At 61.7% G+C, this 17,874-nt stretch carries 15 protein-coding genes and 1 pseudogene; 8 read left to right on the plus strand and 8 right to left on the minus strand.

Annotated features, from left to right (window positions below; all coding sequences use genetic code 11):
- Nucleotides 1–109 precede the first annotated feature (109 nt).
- Complete coding sequence (locus IHQ72_RS08910; protein WP_258122081.1) at nucleotides 110–634, minus strand: hypothetical protein; 525 nt, start codon at nucleotides 632–634, stop codon at nucleotides 110–112.
- 564 nt (nucleotides 635–1,198) lie between these two features.
- Nucleotides 1,199–2,107, minus strand: a complete 909-nt coding sequence (locus tag IHQ72_RS08915; protein WP_258122082.1) for a hydrogen peroxide-inducible genes activator — start codon at nucleotides 2,105–2,107, stop codon at nucleotides 1,199–1,201.
- 161 nt (nucleotides 2,108–2,268) lie between these two features.
- On the opposite strand from IHQ72_RS08915, the gene katG reads away from it, so the two are divergent.
- Nucleotides 2,269–4,464 carry a catalase/peroxidase HPI gene (gene katG, locus IHQ72_RS08920; protein WP_258122083.1) on the plus strand — a complete coding sequence of 732 codons (2,196 nt, stop codon included), beginning with the start codon at nucleotides 2,269–2,271 and terminating at the stop codon, nucleotides 4,462–4,464.
- 171 nt (nucleotides 4,465–4,635) lie between these two features.
- Here the strand turns inward: katG and IHQ72_RS08925 are convergent, their stop codons facing one another.
- Nucleotides 4,636–5,304: an aquaporin gene (locus IHQ72_RS08925; RefSeq protein ID WP_258122084.1), complete on the minus strand. Its 669-nt coding sequence runs from the start codon at nucleotides 5,302–5,304 to the stop codon at nucleotides 4,636–4,638.
- 229 nt (nucleotides 5,305–5,533) lie between these two features.
- Between IHQ72_RS08925 and IHQ72_RS08930 the strand changes: the two genes are divergently transcribed.
- From IHQ72_RS08930 to guaA, 4 genes are all read left to right on the plus strand, one after another.
- Nucleotides 5,534–6,823: an RsmB/NOP family class I SAM-dependent RNA methyltransferase gene (locus IHQ72_RS08930; protein ID WP_258122085.1), complete on the plus strand. Its 1,290-nt coding sequence runs from the start codon at nucleotides 5,534–5,536 to the stop codon at nucleotides 6,821–6,823.
- Between the two features lie 97 nt (nucleotides 6,824–6,920).
- On the plus strand, nucleotides 6,921–7,379 hold the full coding sequence (locus tag IHQ72_RS08935; RefSeq protein ID WP_095494954.1) for a PaaI family thioesterase: 459 nt from the start codon (nucleotides 6,921–6,923) through the stop codon (nucleotides 7,377–7,379).
- A gap of 4 nt (nucleotides 7,380–7,383) precedes the next feature.
- The gene (locus tag IHQ72_RS08940) at nucleotides 7,384–8,049 is read left to right on the plus strand and encodes a 5'-methylthioadenosine/S-adenosylhomocysteine nucleosidase (RefSeq protein ID WP_258122086.1); all 666 of its coding nucleotides are present in this window, start codon (nucleotides 7,384–7,386) and stop codon (nucleotides 8,047–8,049) included.
- 56 nt (nucleotides 8,050–8,105) lie between these two features.
- Nucleotides 8,106–9,668: a glutamine-hydrolyzing GMP synthase gene (gene guaA, locus IHQ72_RS08945; protein ID WP_258122088.1), complete on the plus strand. Its 1,563-nt coding sequence runs from the start codon at nucleotides 8,106–8,108 to the stop codon at nucleotides 9,666–9,668.
- 111 nt (nucleotides 9,669–9,779) lie between these two features.
- Here the strand turns inward: guaA and IHQ72_RS08950 are convergent, their stop codons facing one another.
- Entirely contained in the window at nucleotides 9,780–9,974 is a 195-nt protein-coding gene (locus IHQ72_RS08950; protein WP_258124093.1) for a hypothetical protein, read from the minus strand.
- A 12-nt stretch (nucleotides 9,975–9,986) separates the two neighbouring features.
- Here IHQ72_RS08950 and IHQ72_RS08955 point away from each other — a divergent pair, with 12 nt between their 5' ends.
- Complete coding sequence (locus IHQ72_RS08955) at nucleotides 9,987–11,240, plus strand: tyrosine-type recombinase/integrase (protein ID WP_258123783.1); 1,254 nt, start codon at nucleotides 9,987–9,989, stop codon at nucleotides 11,238–11,240.
- Here IHQ72_RS08955 and IHQ72_RS08960 read toward each other — a convergent pair.
- Nucleotides 11,221–11,580: a helix-turn-helix transcriptional regulator gene (locus IHQ72_RS08960; protein WP_441338645.1), complete on the minus strand. Its 360-nt coding sequence runs from the start codon at nucleotides 11,578–11,580 to the stop codon at nucleotides 11,221–11,223. The two genes, IHQ72_RS08955 and IHQ72_RS08960, sit on opposite strands and share 20 nt — an antisense overlap.
- A 1,595-nt stretch (nucleotides 11,581–13,175) precedes the next feature.
- Here IHQ72_RS08960 and IHQ72_RS08965 point away from each other — a divergent pair.
- Nucleotides 13,176–13,361: pseudogene (locus IHQ72_RS08965) on the plus strand (DUF6429 family protein); the annotation flags it as partial.
- A 115-nt stretch (nucleotides 13,362–13,476) separates the two neighbouring features.
- On the opposite strand, the gene ftsZ reads toward IHQ72_RS08965, so the two are convergent.
- Nucleotides 13,477–14,484: a cell division protein FtsZ gene (gene ftsZ, locus IHQ72_RS08970; RefSeq protein WP_258122089.1), complete on the minus strand. Its 1,008-nt coding sequence runs from the start codon at nucleotides 14,482–14,484 to the stop codon at nucleotides 13,477–13,479.
- A gap of 264 nt (nucleotides 14,485–14,748) precedes the next feature.
- A complete protein-coding gene (locus tag IHQ72_RS08975; protein ID WP_258122090.1) occupies nucleotides 14,749–15,534 on the minus strand; it encodes an SDR family NAD(P)-dependent oxidoreductase in 786 nt (261 codons plus the stop codon).
- Between the two features lie 98 nt (nucleotides 15,535–15,632).
- Between IHQ72_RS08975 and uxuA the strand changes: the two genes are divergently transcribed.
- Nucleotides 15,633–16,817: a mannonate dehydratase gene (uxuA, locus tag IHQ72_RS08980; RefSeq protein ID WP_258122091.1), complete on the plus strand. Its 1,185-nt coding sequence runs from the start codon at nucleotides 15,633–15,635 to the stop codon at nucleotides 16,815–16,817.
- 43 nt (nucleotides 16,818–16,860) lie between these two features.
- On the opposite strand, the gene IHQ72_RS08985 is transcribed toward uxuA, so the two are convergent.
- Nucleotides 16,861–17,754, minus strand: a complete 894-nt coding sequence (locus IHQ72_RS08985) for a sugar phosphate isomerase/epimerase family protein (protein WP_258122092.1) — start codon at nucleotides 17,752–17,754, stop codon at nucleotides 16,861–16,863.
- Nucleotides 17,755–17,874: the final 120 nt, after the last annotated feature.

Raw genomic sequence — 17,874 nt, forward strand, 5'->3', positions numbered from 1 at the left:
CGGATGATCTTGGCCATCTCAACACACTCGTCGTGCCGGACCTTGTTGCGCCGCTACGGCTTCGGTTCCTGGAACGGCACGATCTTCAGATCGCGCATGTTGGCAAAGGCTAAACCGCCGGTCCTTCGAGCCCGCTTCTCTCGTGCGATTTCCATAGGAACCAGCCGAGGACGGTACCGAAGAAGAATGTGTGGGCAATGAACTGCACGACCGGGCTTGCCTGCAAAAACCAGGGGAATGCGATCGGCGCGATCACATAGAAATTGACGAGCCACAAGGCGAGGCCAAAGACGCTGCCGAGACCAATGAAGGCTGCTCGCCCTCGCAGCATTGCGGCAATCTCCCCGAACACGATCCCATAGGCGATGGCCAGGATCATGTGCACGATCACGCCAGCGATGCTGGCCGTCAGGAGCGAATAGCCGGGATCGAGAGCTTCCGGTCCAAGCGCGATGGCGCCGATCATGCGCAGGGGCATGAAGAACGCTTCCGCCCCCATCATGAACGCACTCGCCGTCATTTCGAACGCCGCAAAGACGAGGCCTGCGACAATGCCCGCAACGGCCCCCTGCTGGAGTCCCCATCGGATGTCGCGCGGCGTCACTGGCGTATGGATGTAATCACGGTAAGCCATAATACTGCTCCCTGTTCTGGACGCAGATTCCTCCGTAAAATCAATGCCGGGAACGCGTCGGCGGTTCCGGGCGTTCGGTACAATTCACGAGGATTTGATTGAAGTTGATGTTTCTCACGCCGAGCGGACGCTACGTGCGGAGCCAACAGCATGCCTGCTGAATCGCCCGACCACAGCCTGGTCCGCCTGCGGGGGGCGGCCGGAAACGATCTATGTGAGCAAAGGCCCGCTTCACGTGTTTCGGCAACCAAGCCCCTGGTCGCTTACGGCAAGCTACGGGCGCGCCAAGGACATCCTAATGAGCCCGGCACCGGGGCACTGGGATATGCCAACCAGCCAATCTGATTGGCATGCGTCTTATGCCGCGGCCATCGCTTGTCGCCGCACGCACGCGCCGCCAACGCGTCTGTCGGTATGGTGGCGGCGCATCACCTTGCCGAGGTCGATCGCATCGTGCGCGGCCGCCGAGCCCGTGCGCCACCATCTGCAACAGCGTCGCTGGTCGCGCCGTAGCTTGGCCATCGCCACCGGCCGCAGACGGCCAGCGCCTGTTCGCGCAAGGCCTCACGCCGCCAGCACCGCCGCATCCAGCCCCCGAATAATCTTCGCCAGCTCCACACATTCGTCGTGCCGGACCTTGTTGCGCCGCCAGGCGAGGCAGATCGTGCGCTGGGGCATCGGCTCCTGGAACGGCACGATCTTCAGATCGCGCATGGCGCTGGCTGGTCCTGCCGCCATTTCCGGGACGAGCGTGACGCCGAGCCCGTGCGCCACCATCTGCAGCAGCGTCGTCAGGCTGGTTGCGCCATAACTCGCCATTGCAACCGGCCGCACGCTGCCGCAGACGGCAAGCGCCTGTTCGCGCAGGCAATGGCCTTCCTCCAGCAGCATCAGCCTTTCCAATGCCGGGCTTTCCGGCGGAACCGGCGGCGAGGCGAAGGCGGGGTCGCCGGCCGGCACGGCAAGGAAGAACCGGTCGGAGAAAAGCGGCTCGGTGATCAGCCCAGGCTGATCGAGGGGAAGGGCCGCGATGAAGGCGTCGAGCTTTCCCATGGCGGTGTCCTCGACCAGCGACGCAGTCACCGCTTCGCGCAATTCGAGCTGCAAGGCCGGAAAATGCCGTTTCAGCTCCGGCAGCACATGCGGCAGGAGATAAGGCGCCACCGTCGGGATGATGCCGAGCCGGAAGCGCCCCTCCATGGCGGGGCGGCCACGCCGGGCCGTAGTCTCGATTTCGCGGATGTCGGCAAGAATACGCTCGATACGCGGCAGCATGGCCAGTGCCTCGTCGGTCATCCGCACCGATTTGCCGCCGCGCTCGAACAACCGGCAGTTGAGCCGCAGCTCCATCTCGGCGATCTGTGAGGACAGCGCCGGCTGGCTGACGCCGGCCAGCTTCGCGGCGCGGCCGAAATGCAGCGTCTGCGCCAGTGCCTCGAAATATTGCATCTGCCGGACGGTGAGACCAATCATAAGGAAAAGCTATCGCAACAAACAGGAAAGGCAATTTGTTTTTATCGGCAATGCGGCCTAGTCTGGAACCATTCCAGAATGGCGTGGCTCAGGGCCCGTCCGGAAAATCAGCAAATCCCGGAAATCAGCAAATCCCGGAAATTAACAAATCGGAGAGAACGATGGACGCAAAGACCGATGACACCAGCGCGGGAAAATGCCCGGTCGTGCACACAACGGTGGCCAGAGCCAACCGTGACTGGTGGCCGAACCAGCTGAATGTCCAAGTCCTCCACCAGCAATCCGCACTGTCCGATCCGATGGGCGAGGCGTTCGATTACGCCAAGGAATTCCGGAGTCTCGACCTGAACGCCGTGATCAAGGACCTGCATGCCCTGATGACGGACTCGCAGGAGTGGTGGCCGGCCGACTTTGGCCATTACGGGCCGCTGTTCATCCGCATGGCCTGGCACAGCGCCGGCACGTACCGCATCGGCGACGGCCGCGGCGGCGCCGGAGCCGGCCAGCAGCGCTTCGCACCGCTGAACAGCTGGCCGGACAACGTCAACCTCGATAAGGCCCGCCGGCTGCTGTGGCCGATCAAGCAGAAATACGGCCGCAAGATCTCCTGGGCCGACCTGATGATTCTCACCGGCAACGTCGCCCTGGAATCGATGGGCTTCAAGACCTTCGGTTTTGCCGGCGGGCGCGCCGACGTCTGGGAGCCCGAACAGGACATCTACTGGGGCCCGGAAGGCAAATGGCTGGCCGACGAGCGCTACAGCGGCGACCGCGATCTCCAGAATCCTCTCGCCGCCGTGCAGATGGGCCTGATCTACGTCAATCCGGAAGGGCCGAACGGCAATCCGGATCCGCTGGCCGCGGCGAGCGACATTCGCGAGACCTTCGCGCGCATGGCCATGAACGACGAGGAGACCGTCGCGCTCATCGCCGGCGGCCACACCTTCGGCAAGACCCACGGCGCCGGCGATGCGACGCTGGTCGGCCCGGAGCCGGAAGCCGCCGGCATCGAAGAGCAGGGCCTCGGCTGGACGAACGCATTCGGCACCGGCAAAGGCGGTGATGCAATCGGCAGCGGCCTGGAAGTGACCTGGACGACGACGCCGACGAAGTGGGGCAACAACTTCTTCGACAATTTGTTCGGCTATGAATGGGAGCTGACCAAGAGCCCGGCCGGCGCGCACCAGTGGACGCCGAAGGGCGGCGCCGGCGCCAGCACGGTGCCGGATGCGCATGACGCAGCCAAGCGTCACGCGCCATCGATGCTGACCACCGACCTCGCTTTGCGGTTCGATCCTGCCTACGAAAAGATCTCACGGCGCTTCCATCAGAATACGGACCAGTTCGCCGATGCCTTCGCCCGCGCGTGGTACAAACTGACCCACCGCGACATGGGCCCGATCGTGCGCTATCTCGGCCCGCTCGTCCCCAAGGAAGAGCTGCCGTGGCAGGATCCTATCCCTGCAGTCGATCATGTGCTGGTCGACGAGCTGGACGTGGCCGCCCTGAAGGCGAAGACTCTCGCCTCCGGTCTTTCGGTGCCGCAGCTGGTCTCGACGGCCTGGGCGTCCGCCTCGACCTTCCGTGGCTCCGACAAGCGCGGCGGCGCCAACGGCGCGCGTATTCGCCTTGCGCCGCAGAAGGATTGGGACGTCAACCAGCCGGCTCAACTGGCCAAGGTGCTGGAGAAGCTCGAAGCAATCCAGAAGGAGTTCAATACTTCGCAGTCCGGCGACAAGAAAGTCTCGCTTGCCGACCTGATCGTCATTGGCGGCGGCGCCGCAATCGAAAAGGCCGCGAGGGACGCCGGCAACGACGTGAAGGTCCCGTTCACGCCGGGGCGCATGGATGCGTCGCAGGAGCAGACCGACGTCGACTCCTTCGCTCCGCTCGAACCGACCGCCGATGGTTTCCGCAACTATCTCAGCGGCAGGCAGCGTTTGTCGCCCGAGGAGGCGCTGGTGGATCGGGCGCAATTGCTGACGCTGACGGCACCGGAGATGACCGTCCTCGTCGGCGGCCTGCGTGTGCTCGGCGCAAATACCGACCAGTCAGCGCACGGCGTCTTCACCAAGCGGCCTGAGACGCTGACCAATGACTTCTTCGTCAACCTGCTCGACATGGGCACGGTGTGGAAGTCGACATCGGACGCCAAGGATGTGTTCGAAGGACGCGACCGGGCAACAGGTGAGCTCAAGTGGAGCGGCACGCGCGTCGACCTGATCTTCGGCTCGCACTCCCAGCTGCGCGCCCTGGCGGAAGTCTATGCGACCGCGGATGCGAAGGAGAAATTTGCCAACGACTTCGTGGCGGCATGGAACAAGGTGATGAACGCCGATCGTTTCGAACTCGCCTGATCTAGGAGCATGATCCCGAAAAGTGAATCCGGTTTTCGGGACCATGCTCAATAGAAAGACAGAGCCCCATCCCGATTCCATTGGGATGGGGCTCTAGCGCCAAGGCGCTCTGGCCACAAAAAGGCGCGGGCTTGGCCCCGCGCCTTTTTGTATTGAGGTTTCTTTCGGCCGTCAGTCCTTCTCGAAGATGCGTGTCTTGGCGACCACGCCGGCAATGGCGCCGCCGATCAGCGGTGCGACGATGAACAGCCAGAGCTGGCCGATCGCCGCACTTCCCGAAAACAGCGCCGGGCCGATCGAGCGGGCCGGATTGAGCGACGTGCCGGTCACCGGAATGATGGCGAAATGCAGTCCCGCCAGCGTCAGGCCGATGACGAGGCCGGCAAAGGCCGTCGCGTGGCTGCCGCTGGTGACGCCGAGGATCACCGTGAAGGTTCCGATCAGCTCCCACAGGAGCGCCGAGCTGACGCCCCATTTCGTCGTATCCCAGCCATTGGCGCCGAAGCCGCCGGTGTGTCCGCCGACTTGTCCGGAGACGATGATCCACAGCGCCAGCGACGCAATGATGGCGCCAATGATCTGTGCGATCCAGTACGGGATGACGTCCTTGGCCTGCATTCGGCCGGCGAGGAACACGCCGAGCGTGACCGCCGGGTTGAGATGCGCGCCCGAGATCGGGCCGATCGCATAGGCCGCCGCAATCAGGCCGATGCCGAATGCCAGTCCGATGCCTTCCTGGCCGAGCGGCAGCGCGCCGCCGAAGCCGCCCGTCACCACCGAAGCCGTGCCGATGAACACCAGTAGAAATGTCCCTAGAACTTCCGCCAGATAAGTCTTCATTGCCCTCTCCTCGTAATTTATCGTCGATCCGCTTGCAGTTATTGGCGAATCACGCAGCGGAAGACTATCGCAACTTCAAGAGTTTGAAAGCACAAGCAATGCGAGGGTCAAAGTCTCGGATGCCGACGGGGCGTTCGATCTGATATCCAAGACTCTCCCCGCTTGTGTGCGCCAGTCGCGCGCTTTAGAGCAGGGCCGGAATTAATTTGCTGGATAACGGAAGACAAAGATGAGACTGGGCGGACGGCTGGCGGCGGCCATCGAAGTGCTGGAGGATATCGACCGGCGTCATCGGCCGGTCGCCGATGCGCTGAAGGATTGGGGCCTGTCGCACCGATTCGCCGGCGGTGGCGATCGCGCCGCGATCGGCAACATCGTCTATGACGCGCTGCGCCGGAAGCGCTCGGCCGGCTTTTTGCTGGGCGAGGATACGCCGCGCGCCGTCGCTTTCGGCGCGCTCCTGCTCGAATGGAACCAGACGGCGCAGTCGCTGAACGAAGTGCTCGACGGCGACAAGTTCGCGCCGCCGCTGCTGAGCGACGACGAGTTGAAGGCGGTTGCCGATCGCCGGCTCCACGATGCGCCGCCGGCGGTACGGGCCGATATTCCGGATTGGTGCGAACCGCTTTTCGAGCAGGCCTTCGGTGCCAGCTGGGTCGATGAAGGTGCGGCGCTGGCGACCCGCCCGCCGCTCGACCTCAGGGTCAACACGCTGCAGGCCGATCGCGGCAAGGTTCTTGCCGAACTGGCCGAGACCGGCGCCAGGGCCGCACGGATCGCACCGCACGGCATCCGCATCCCGCCGATCGCGGGCGACGGCAGGCACCCGAACGTGCAGGCGGAACCGGCCTTCCAGAAAGGCTGGTTCGAGGTTCAGGACGAAGGCTCGCAGATCGCCGCCATGCTGGCTGGCGCCGAGGCCGGAATGCAGGTCCTCGACTTTTGCGCCGGAGCCGGCGGCAAGACGCTGGCATTGTCGGCGGCGATGGACAATCGCGGCCAGGTGTTTGCCCATGATTCCGAAAAGGCGCGGCTGGCGCCGATCTTCGACCGCATCCGCCGCTCGGAAAACCGCAACGTGCAAATCGTCACCAAGCCGGCGGAACTCAGCCCCCTCTCGGGCCACATGGACATCGTCCTGGTCGATGCGCCCTGCACCGGCAGCGGCACCTGGCGGCGCCGGCCCGATGCCAAATGGCGGCTGACGCAGAAGCAGCTCGATGCACGCAAGGGCGAGCAATCGGCGATCCTCGATGCCGCCAAAGCCTTCGTCAAACCCGGCGGGCTGCTGGTCTACATCACCTGCTCGGTGTTCGACGAGGAGAATGGCGAACAGGTCGCTGCCTTCCTGGATCGTAACAGCGGGTTTGCCCCAGTCGATCATCGCCAGCTCTGGGACAGCCGCTTTCCGGGCCACGAGACGGCCGCGCGAATCGGCGCAGCAGGCGGCATTTCGCTGTCGCCGGCGCTGAGCGGTACCGATGGGTTTTATGTCTGCGCAGTGCGCAAGGGCGGCTGAACGTTGCCGGCGGGCCTGATTGCTGCAGTGCAGCAATAGCGATTGCCTGCCGCTCATGCCTCTGCAATAAGCTTTTCTGACAGGAGCGTGACAAGCCATGGCAGCAGAGATCGTACCCGCCCCCAACTATGAGGATCGCGTCAGGACGTCCTTCGCGCGCCAGAACGCCATGACCACCATCGGCGCCGAGCTGACGCTGGTGACGCCCGGCATCATCGAGATCGAGATGCCCTATTCGGCGGCGCTGACCCAGCAGCATGGCTTTCTTCATGCCGGCGTCATTTCGACGGCGCTGGACTCAGCCTGCGGATATGCGGCGTTCTCGCTGATGCCGGAAAGCTCCAGTGTGCTAACCATCGAGTTCAAGGTCAATCTGCTGGCCCCGGGCCGGGGCGAGCGCTTCCTGTTTCGCGGCTCGGTGACGAAGCCTGGCCGCACGATCATCGTCGCCGACGGCCAGGCCTATGCCTTCGCCGTCGACGGCGAGGCCAAGCTGATCGCCACCATGACCGGAACGATGATGACAGTGGTCGGCCGCGATGGCATTGAAGGCTGATCCGATGCGCAAGGCAGTCAGAATTGCGGGCAGGGACGTCCTCTTCGTGATGGCGGCGCAGGCCGAGTACGGCCCGCATCTGCAGCGGCTGTTCACCCCTGTCATGACCGGCGTCGGGCCGGTCGAGGCGGGTGTCAGGCTGGGCGCGGAACTGTCATGGCTGAAGACTGAAAAGGCGCTGCCGGACCTCGTCGTCTCGCTCGGCTCGGCCGGCAGCCGGACACTGGAACAGACGGAAATCTACCAGGCCGTTTCGGTCGCCTACCGCGATATCGACGCCTCGCCATTAGGCTTCGAGAAGGGCGCGACGCCGTTTCTCGACCTGCCGGTGACCGTGCCGCTGCCGTTCAGGATTCCGGGCATAAGAGAAGCGACGCTGTCGACCGGCGCGGCGATCATTTCCGGCAGCGCCTATGATGCGATTGCGCAGGACATGGTCGACATGGAGACCTTCGCCTGCCTGCGTGCCTGCCAATTGTTCGGTGTGCCGCTCGTCGGCCTGCGCGGCATTTCCGACGGGGCTGCCGATCTCAGGCATGTCGGCGACTGGAAGGAGTATCTCCACGTCATCGACGAGAAGCTGGCGGATGCGGTCATGCGGCTGGAACAGGCGATCGGGTCCGGCGTCCTGGAATTTGGACCGTCGCATGAAGACGCGGAATCGGATTGAGACAGACACCCTTTCAACCCATTGCGCCGACTCGTTTCTTTCTCTAAACGCTCGCCATGACGATAGCCAATCATCCCGACACCGTCCTGATTGTCGATTTCGGCAGCCAGTTCACGCAGCTCATCGCCAGGCGTATCCGCGAGGCCGGCGTCTTTTCCGAGATCGTGCCGTTCCAGTCGGCCGAAGCGGCGTTCAAGCGCATCAATCCGAAGGCGGTGATCCTGTCCGGCGGCCCGGCCTCGACCAGCGACATCGGCAGCCCGCGCGCGCCGCAGATCGTCTTCGACGCCGGCGTGCCGGTGCTCGGCATCTGCTATGGCCAGATGGCCATGTGCGTGCAGATGGGTGGCGTCGCCGAAAGCTCCGACCATCGCGAATTCGGCCGCGCCTTCGTCGAGATCCGGAAGGACTGCCCGCTGTTCGAGGGCCTGTGGGCGCCCGGCCAGCGGCATCAGGTGTGGATGAGCCACGGCGACCGCGTCATCTCCCTGCCTACGGGATTCGAGGTGTTCGGAAAATCGGAAGGCTCGCCCTTCGCCATCTTCGGCAATGTCGAGCGCAAGATGTACGGCATCATGTTCCACCCCGAAGTGGTGCACACGCCGGACGGCGCCCGGCTGCTCCAAAACTTCGTCCATAAGATCGCCGGCATCGAGGGCGACTGGACGATGCGCGCCTACCGCGAGCACGCGGTCGAGACGATCCGCAAGCAGGTCGGCAAGGGCAAGGTCATCTGCGCGCTTTCGGGCGGCGTCGATTCCTCGGTCGCGGCGTTGCTGATCCACGAGGCGGTCGGCGATCAGCTCACCTGCATCCTTGTCGACCACGGGCTGATGCGCAAGGACGAGGCATCAGGCGTGGTGGAGATGTTTCGCCAGCACTACAATCTGCCGCTCATCCTGGTCGACGCTTCGGACCGTTTTATCGGCGCGCTCGAGGGCGAGTCGGACCCGGAAAAGAAGCGCAAGACCATCGGCCGGCTGTTCATCGAGGTGTTCGAGGAAGAGGCCGAGAAACTCGGCGGCGCCGATTTCCTGGCGCAGGGCACACTCTATCCCGATGTCATCGAAAGCGTCTCCTTCACCGGCGGCCCGTCGGTGACGATCAAGTCGCATCACAATGTCGGCGGCCTGCCCGAGCGCATGAACATGCAGCTGGTCGAGCCGCTGCGCGAATTGTTCAAGGACGAGGTGAGGGCCCTCGGCAAGGAGCTCGGCCTGCCCGACAGCTTCATCGGCCGGCATCCATTTCCCGGCCCCGGTCTCGCCATCCGCTGCCCGGGCGGCATCAGCCGCGAAAAGCTGGAGATCCTGCGCGAGGCCGATGCCATCTATCTCGACGAGATCCGCAAGGCCGGCCTCTACGACGCCATCTGGCAGGCCTTCGCCGTGCTGCTGCCGGTGCAGACCGTCGGCGTGATGGGTGATGGCCGCACCTATGAATTCGTTTGCGCGCTGCGCGCCGTCACCTCGGTCGACGGCATGACGGCGGATTTCTACCACTACGACATGGCGTTCCTCGGCGCCGCCGCCACCCGCATCATCAACGAGGTGCGCGGCATCAACCGCGTCGTCTACGACGTGACGAGCAAGCCACCGGGCACAATAGAGTGGGAATAAAACCGCATCATTAGCGAGCTTTCGGTAATTATCGATCAGAGTTGTATAAGCCTCTGATATAAATTTGTTTTCCTTTCTCCATCTATCGGCATCTTTCGCCTCGAAGCGGAATCATTTGGCGGTAGATTTGACGGCATGCGTTTCTGCGTTCTCTTTCATGCCATGCAATACCGTCGTCCCGCCAATTGCAAGCGTACTCACTTTTTGCCCATCCAAAGCATTGGAATACAGCGATTGTTCCCAACAGTTGACGGTAAAATCAATGACGGTAAAATTGGCGTCCGAGAACCCAATTTTGTGATCCAATCCTCTGTCATTATGTTAACCGATATAGCCCTTAAGCGCCTGAAACCAAAAGACAAAATGTACAAAGTTGCCGACCGTGACGGTATGTACGCGGCGGTGTCTCCGACTGGGCAGATTGCGTTTAGGTACGATTACCGGACCAATGGTCGGAGAGAGACTGTGACGCTGGGCCGATATGGGGACGGAGGTCTCACGCTGGCAGAGGCACGCGACCGCTGCCTTGCCGCGCGAAAAATGGTGGCAGCCGGAAAGTCGCCGGCGCATGAAAAGCAGCGCGAGAAGCGTCGCCTGTCAGGCACGGCGAGCTTCGGGGATCAAGGCAAGCGCTGGTTAAAGGAAGCGAAAATGGCGGATAGCACCCGCTCGATGCGCAAGGCCATTTTCGATCGCGACATTTTGCCGATTTGGGAAAAAAGACTCCTAGCCGAAATAACACCTGACGACTTGCGGGCGCTCTGCGCAAAGGTGAGGGACCGTGGTGCGCCGGCAACCGCCGTCCATATCCGCGATGTCGTGAAGCAGATTTATAGCTACGCCATTCTGCACGGCGAGAAGATAGCCAACCCTGCGGACGAGGTCGGACCAGCCTCAATTGCCACGTTCGAGGCGAAAGACCGCGCTCTGTCGCCTGCAGAAATCCGGATAATGCTGAAAGAGTTGGAAAACGTGCCGACGCTGCCGACGATTCGGGTCGGCCTAAAGTTCATCCTGCTCACGATGGTTCGGAAGAGTGAACTACTCGAGGCGACTTGGGACGAGGTCGATTTCGAGAACGCCGTCTGGAGCATCCCAAAAGAGCGAATGAAACGGAAGAAGCCGCATAACGTCTACCTGTCACGCCAGTCCCTCGACATCATGATCGCGCTCAAGACTTGCGCGGCGAACTCCCGATATGTGCTGCCGTCCCGCTACGATGCCGATGAGCCCATGTCGCGCGCGACCTTCAACCGGGTAACCGCGGCGATTGTCGAGCGGGCAAAGAAGCAAGACTTTCCGCTCGCGCATTTCACGGTGCACGACCTTCGGCGCACCGGCTCAACACTCCTGAACGAGATCGGATTTAATCGCGACTGGATTGAGAAATGCCTTGCCCACGACGACAGCCGGTCCTCTCGAGGTGTCTACAACAGAGCTGAATATGAGCCGCAGCGTCGTCATATGCTGCAGGAATGGGCGGACATGGTCGATGCGTGGGCGGCAGGCAAAAAGCACACGCCCACACTTCAGCCGCCTGCAGAGGCAGCGATTATCCTTGATCCGATTTGACGGGTCTTGTCTTTCGTAGTCTTACGTCAGGCGCAGGCCTGGTCTTGATTTTTCCGACAGAGGACGCATTCCGCCGCTCCTCGATCCACGCTTCGACTTCTGCCAAGTCCCAAACAACACAGCGGGCGGTGAGATTGAAGCGTCGTGGGAACTCGCCACGCTGTTCCATCTCATAGACGGTCGTATCCGAGAGGGGAACGATTTCTCGCAGCTGCGACCGGCGAACAGTTCGCACTACTCGACGCGACCCGATGTGTGGCAGAACCGGAAGCGGGTCCGGCTGCCCAATTTCGATGCCCTTGAATTTATCGACTTCGGAAGACTGCTGCCGTTTGACCATTTGCGTGACCGGGATGGGTTGCCTTGCTGGCCAACAATCGCGCAACTTTTCGAAGTTTCGTACAGCCCTCAATTGCGACCCCGTATCCTCGCCTACTGACGTGAAGACTCAAGGGTATTCCACTGCGGATTATGTCAGGACCGCACCACCAATGGGATCCATCGAGCAGGCGCTGCATAAGGTCCGACAGGCGATCCTCGCTGCCGGCTTCTCGAGGCCCGAATACCTCAAGCTGCGCGCTGGCAATGACCTTGCGCCAATTGACGCGTTAATCGGCCGGCGCGGCTAGATCGCAGCGGAGGGGAAGCGCCGCGAGATCACGCTCACAGCCGCGAGAACGCGAAGCGCCGCCGGCTTCGCAGTTACGCCGTCCCCGATCTCACCAATCATGAGAGATGCCGACATGGACAGCGAGACTCAGTCTTTGGTTCAACGGTAGCAGGCTTGGCGGTCGCGACGGCTACCTTGTCAATACTGGCATGAGAAACGTTGCATCGCCAACATCTTCATCGAAGATGTGCTCGCATATTTCGAATTCCTGCGTGTCTTAGCGTGGCTGGTCGCGGAGGTCCACAGAACAGCCGATGCCGACCGCCAAAAGGTGAAAGGCAATGAAGGCGAGCATAGTTCCTGCTCCGCTTGGTGTTTGCGGAACCGGACCGAGTGTTGGAAAATGAAAGTTGGGGACAGTGCTCGCCGGCAGTTGATTGCAGACGCATCACAATGCGTATTACTCGAACTCAACCGCGCGGGGAAAACCAATGGCAAAGAAACCCAATGAGACTACGAGCAAGAAAGTTGCTTCCACGGCATCCAAGTTGCTTCGTTCTAAGAGCTCCTCAAAGGCAGTCAAGTCGGTCGCGGGATCCGCTCTTACGCAAAGGGTGAAAAAGAAGAAATAGCGCCAGCTTGACAGACATGAAGCAGTTCTTTGGCCTCATTCAGAAACGCGCCAAGGAATTTAGTTTCCGGCGAACTGGCTGTGTCCGAAAAGGTCAACTGCGCGTTGGCGTCGGTGCCATCCACAAGCTGGAGAGCGCAGAGATTGGCGTTTGAGTGTGCCTTGATCCACCAACCGCACCGATGCAGAGAGTGAGGTCGGCTCGCGCTCAAATCAAGTTCTTAAAGTCCAGATCTTCCCTCAAGAGCACTCCACAAGGGACCAACTTGGTAGTTGATTCGTCAAGCACGAAGAACTGAAGCGATCGCGGTCCCGAACTGCGATCGTGTAACAGAGGCAAGGCTAGGGAGCGGGACCATTCGGAACGATATGGAGAAAACTGTCGATTTTTTCCCCAAAAAAGGCAACAAAATCAATACACTGAGTACGCATCCAGGCCACCACATTGATCCATGCGAAGCGGCCTGACGTGTCAAATCTCCACGACCAGCGAATGTCGGTATCGGTGGTTGCATGTCCCCGCAACCAAATACACAAAACGGCCCGCCTCGCGCGGGCCTTTTTGCGTTTGGCGGTTGATTTTGATCCTCGTCAGGGGGGCCTGCAAGGAGCGAGCCGACGCAGCGGGACAGAGAAAATCACCATCCGGTGCGGGCCTCGGCAGACGCCGTTTTCCCGTGTTAGACTGCCTGGCATGGAGATGGACACCGACAAGATCGACAGTGCCGTTCTGGGCCTGCTTTGGCTAACGCTGCATGAAGAGAGGCGCGCCTGGAAGGGGTTGGATTGGGATACCCTGGATCGCTTGCACCAGAAGGGGCTGATCGCCAACCCACAGCAAGCGTCGCGCAGACAAAATCGAGAATTAACCCGCAGGCTCATCCCGCAACAATTGCGGTTGGCAAGCGGTCCGCCCGACCACCGTCTGGCGGCGGTCTCCAGAGCGGCGGACCTTCAGTCGAAACCTGCCGCCGGCGCCGCCCATGGGGCCCGGTTCAGTTGATACGGTTTTCCGACCCCGCCGTCAGCGGTATCTCAAGCTCCCGCCGCAATCCCGTCGCAACGACCGACACCCTGAATTTTCCTGCGAGCGCCTTGTCGAAAATGGCGCCGACGATGATATCGGCATCGGCGTCGACCTCCTCGCGGATTCGGGTGGCGGCTTCGTCGACCTCAAACAGCGTCATATCAGTGCCGCCGGATATCGAGACAAGAACGCCCTTGGCGCCCATCATCGACGCTTCGTCGAGAAGCGGGTTTGCGATCGCCGCTTCGGCCGCCTTCCTGGCGCGATCTTCCCCGGTGGCTTCGCCGGTCCCCATCATCGCACGACCCATGTCGCGCATCACCGACTTCACATCGGCAAAGTCGAGATTGATCAGCCCTTCCTTGACGATGAGATCGGTGATGCAGCCGACGCCGGCGTAGAGGACGCGGTCCGCCATGGCGAAAGCGTCCGCGAACGTCGTCCTGGCATCGGCGATCCTGAAGAGGTTCTGGTTCGGGATGACGATGACGGTATCGGCGCTTTCGCGGAGCCGCTCGATGCCCTCATTGGCCGCATGCATTCGGCGGTTCCCTTCGAAGACGAACGGCTTGGTTACGACAGCCACGGTCAGTATTCCCGCATTCCGCGCGGCCTGCGCTATGACCGGTGCTGCACCAGTTCCGGTTCCGCCCCCCATACCCGCGGTCACGAAACACATATGCGTTCCCGCGAGATGATCCATGATTTCGTCGATCGATTCTACGGCCGCGGCATGGCCGACGTCGGGCAGGGAGCCTGCACCCAAGCCTTCCGTGACGTGCGCTCCCAATTGGATCAGCCGCGTTGCCTTCGACATGGTGAGCGCCTGAGCATCGGTGTTGGCAACGATAAATTCGGTGCCTTGCAGGCCTTCGGCGATCATATTGTTGATGGCGTTGCCGCCACCGCCGCCAACTCCGATGACGGATATTTTGGGCCTCATCTCCGAGATTGCCGGCCTCGTTGCGGTGTTCATTTGCCGTCTCTCCCCTTGAATGCGCTAGCGCAGCGGTCGGTGGAAGGCTTGTTTTCCGCACACTGCAAGATTTTGGACAGTGAGCGAATCAGGACAGCCCAGCGTAACCAAGGGAATCAGACCGTTGAACCGGCTGCAAGTGCAGTATGCAAACTCGCGCATGTTACGCGCCATTGGTTTGCCGTCGGTGCTTCAGTTGGCGCCCTAGCCGAAAATTGTCTGATGTCAGCGCCTCCCGGTAAGGCCGAGACCGATCTTCCTGTTCTACTTCACGCCGATGCCGGCCGTCAGGCCGCCATCGATCCTGTAGTCCGCGCCGGTGCAGAACCCGGCTTTCGACGAACACAGAAAGGCGATGAGTTCCGCCACTTCCTCCGGCTCGCCGATGCGTCCGATGGGGTGGGCTTCGCCGAAGCGCCTGTAGGCGGCCTCGACATCGGCATCGGTGCCATTCTCGCCGCGCGCCGCCTTCTCCAGGATAGGGGAGCGGATCGAGCCCGGGCTGACGGAATTGACGCGAATGCCGGAGCGCGCGTAGTCCAGCGCCAGCGAGCGCGTCAGCGTGTGGATGGCGCCCTTGGTCGTAGCATAAGCGGCGACGTTCTGCTGGCAGGCGAAGCCCTGCACCGAAGCCACGTTGACGATGGCGCCGCTGCCCCGCCTGATCATTTCCGGAATGCCGAAATGCGCGGTCAGGTAGATCGAGCCGACATTGACGGACATCGCCCGGTTCCAGGTGTCGAAATCGGTGCTAACAGCGGTTCCATACGGATGGACCGCCGCGGAATTGACGATGATATCGAGGCCGCCGAACCGCTCGACACCGGCTGCGACCGCGTCGCGGACCTGATCCGGCACGGAGACATCGACGCCCGTGACCAGCGCCTCGGCGCCGGAACTGTCCAGTTCCGCTCTCATCGCCGCGTTGGCCGCGCGGTCGATGCCGCAGGCGATGATCGCGGCACCCCCTGCCGCAAGACGCCTGGCCGTTGCCAGTCCGATACCGGTCGTCCCAGTCACCAGAGCGATCTTGCCGTCGAAATCCTTCATTGCGCAAACTCCCTCATCGGCCGTCGCAAGCCAGTTTAGTTTGACTTCCATTGTGGCCCAACAATACCTTTCTGTTTTATCGCAAAGGGAAAATCTCGATGGAACAGTGTTGGCGCTGGTATGGCCCAGACGACCCGGTGACGCTCGATCATGTCAAACAGGCCGGAGCTACGGGCGTCGTATCCGCGCTGCATAATATCTATGACGGCCGCGCCTGGCCTTTGACGGACATCCTGGAGCGCAAGCGGATCATCGAGGCCGAAGGGCTGACCTGGTCGGTCGTGGAGAGCATTCCCGTCCACAATTCGATCAAGATTGGCTCGGCGGAAAGGCTTCGCTATGTCGGCTGGTACAAGGACACGATCCGTGCGCTCGCCAAGGCTGGCATTGCGACGATCTGCTATAATTTCATGCCTGTGGTCGACTGGACCCGCACCGACCTTGCCTATCGGCTTCCAACGACGGGCTACGCCCTGCGTTTCGATGCGATCGATTTTGCCGCATACGACATTTTCGTCCTGAAGCGCAGGAATGCCGAAGCCAGCTACAGCGCGGCACGTATCGCCGAGGCGGAATCGCGACTGAAGGAACTGAGCGACGAGCAGATCGACAGGATCGAGCGCAATCTCATTGCCGGCCTGCCGGCGACCGAGCGCAGCTACGTCAGGGATAGTTTTCGCGAGGCACTGGCGGAATACGACTCGATCGGGCCGAAGGAGTTGCGCGACAATCTTGCCTGGTTTTTGCGCGAGATCATCCCGGTGGCCGAGCAGGAGGGAGTGCGCATGTGCATTCATCCCGACGACCCGCCATTCTCGCTCTACGGCTTGCCCCGGATCGTTTCGACTGCCGAGGACGCGCGTTTCATCCTCAACGCTGTCGACAGCCTGGCGAACGGCCTGACATTCTGCACCGGCTCCTACGGTACGCGCGCAGATAACGATATTGTCGGCATGGTCAAGGAATTCGCCGACCGGATCCATTTCGTCCATTTGCGCAATGTAACCATCGAGGATGACGGCTCCTTCTATGAAGCCGAGCATCTGGAGGGCGGCACCGACATGGCGCATGTCATCCTCGCTTTGATGCAGGAAGAGACGCGCCGTCGCAAGCAAGGTCGCGCCGACTGGCGGATTCCCATGCGTCCCGATCATGGCCATCTGCTCGCCGACGACATCGGCAAGACCAGGATCAACCCCGGCTACTCATTGATCGGCCGCCTGAAAGGCCTCGCCGAACTGCGTGGCATCATGCGCGCTGTGGAACGTTTTGAGCTGGCCTGAGGATCGCAAACAGGAAGGCCCGGGCGATCAACATCGGGTGGTGCTAAGGTCGATGGCTTGATGAAACAAGCTCGGCCTTGCGCCGTGCCGTCTCCAGCCCGATGGCGATGAAGCGGCGCGCATGCCGGGCCAGCTCCATATTGTCGGTCCACAGATTGCGCCAGATGGCGGTTTTCTTCGACAGGTTCTCGTCGACGATCTCCGACGAGAAGGATTCGAAGCTGAGGTCGTCGCTATAGCCGATTGCGGTGAGGGCATCGAAGATCGCGGCAAAGTCGATGTTGCCGGTGCCGAGGAAGCCGCGATGGCTCTCGCCGATATGGACATAGCCGATCTTGTCAGCCGCGTGGCGGATGGCCAGCCCGATATCGGCCTCCTCGATGTTCATATGGAACGTGTCGAGATGCAGGAAGATATTGTCGGAGCCGGTGTCCTCGATGAAGGCCAGCCCTTGTGCGGCGGTGTTGAGCAGATTGCTCTCGAAGCGATTGACGATTTCGAGGTTGAGCGTGACGCCGGCAGCCTTGGCGGTCTCCGCGACCTTGGCGAGCGTGCCTGCACTGCGGTTCCATTGATCGCGCGTCGGCGCTTGTGCCTGCAATCCGTGGCTGGTGCTGAGGATGCCGGCGACCTTCCGGCCGCCGAGATCGCGGGTGAGCGCGATCGTGTCATTGAGGATTTCGACGCCGTGCGCGGCAATCGCCGTGTCTGCGCTTGAAATGTCGCCGTCGGCGGGCAGCCCGATGCTGATCGCCACGCCGAGATCGAGGTCGGCGATGCGCTTGGCCAGCCCGCCAACATCGACATCGGCAGGGTCGAGATAGGAGAATTCGATCAGGTCGAAACCTGCCTCTTTGGTGTTGGCCAGCGTCCGCTCAAGGTCGCCTTGCGCCGAGCTCGCCGACCAGACGAAAGAATGGATTCCAATGCGCGACATGATCGTCTCCTGCTGCTCGAGAGCATCGGACCCAAAAGTGGGAACCGGTTTTGGGAAAAATCCGATGCTCAAACAAAAAATTGGTGCGGCCGGTCGTCCCGGCCGCACCAGCCCTGGGAG

Origin of the sequence: Mesorhizobium onobrychidis, from assembly GCF_024707545.1 — a bacterium.
In the GTDB taxonomy this organism is placed as follows: domain Bacteria; phylum Pseudomonadota; class Alphaproteobacteria; order Rhizobiales; family Rhizobiaceae; genus Mesorhizobium; species Mesorhizobium onobrychidis.

Coding starts and splice junctions, on each gene's coding strand:
- IHQ72_RS08910 (WP_258122081.1), bottom strand. CDS start 634: ATGGCTTACCGTGATTACATCCATACGCCAGTGACGCCGCGCGACATC.
- IHQ72_RS08915 (WP_258122082.1), bottom strand. CDS start 2,107: ATGATTGGTCTCACCGTCCGGCAGATGCAATATTTCGAGGCACTGGCG.
- katG (WP_258122083.1), top strand. CDS start 2,269: ATGGACGCAAAGACCGATGACACCAGCGCGGGAAAATGCCCGGTCGTG.
- IHQ72_RS08925 (WP_258122084.1), bottom strand. CDS start 5,304: ATGAAGACTTATCTGGCGGAAGTTCTAGGGACATTTCTACTGGTGTTC.
- IHQ72_RS08930 (WP_258122085.1), top strand. CDS start 5,534: ATGAGACTGGGCGGACGGCTGGCGGCGGCCATCGAAGTGCTGGAGGAT.
- IHQ72_RS08935 (WP_095494954.1), top strand. CDS start 6,921: ATGGCAGCAGAGATCGTACCCGCCCCCAACTATGAGGATCGCGTCAGG.
- IHQ72_RS08940 (WP_258122086.1), top strand. CDS start 7,384: ATGCGCAAGGCAGTCAGAATTGCGGGCAGGGACGTCCTCTTCGTGATG.
- guaA (WP_258122088.1), top strand. CDS start 8,106: ATGACGATAGCCAATCATCCCGACACCGTCCTGATTGTCGATTTCGGC.
- IHQ72_RS08955 (WP_258123783.1), top strand. CDS start 9,987: ATGTTAACCGATATAGCCCTTAAGCGCCTGAAACCAAAAGACAAAATG.
- IHQ72_RS08960 (WP_441338645.1), bottom strand. CDS start 11,580: ATGGTCAAACGGCAGCAGTCTTCCGAAGTCGATAAATTCAAGGGCATC.
- ftsZ (WP_258122089.1), bottom strand. CDS start 14,484: ATGAACACCGCAACGAGGCCGGCAATCTCGGAGATGAGGCCCAAAATA.
- IHQ72_RS08975 (WP_258122090.1), bottom strand. CDS start 15,534: ATGAAGGATTTCGACGGCAAGATCGCTCTGGTGACTGGGACGACCGGT.
- uxuA (WP_258122091.1), top strand. CDS start 15,633: ATGGAACAGTGTTGGCGCTGGTATGGCCCAGACGACCCGGTGACGCTC.
- IHQ72_RS08985 (WP_258122092.1), bottom strand. CDS start 17,754: ATGTCGCGCATTGGAATCCATTCTTTCGTCTGGTCGGCGAGCTCGGCG.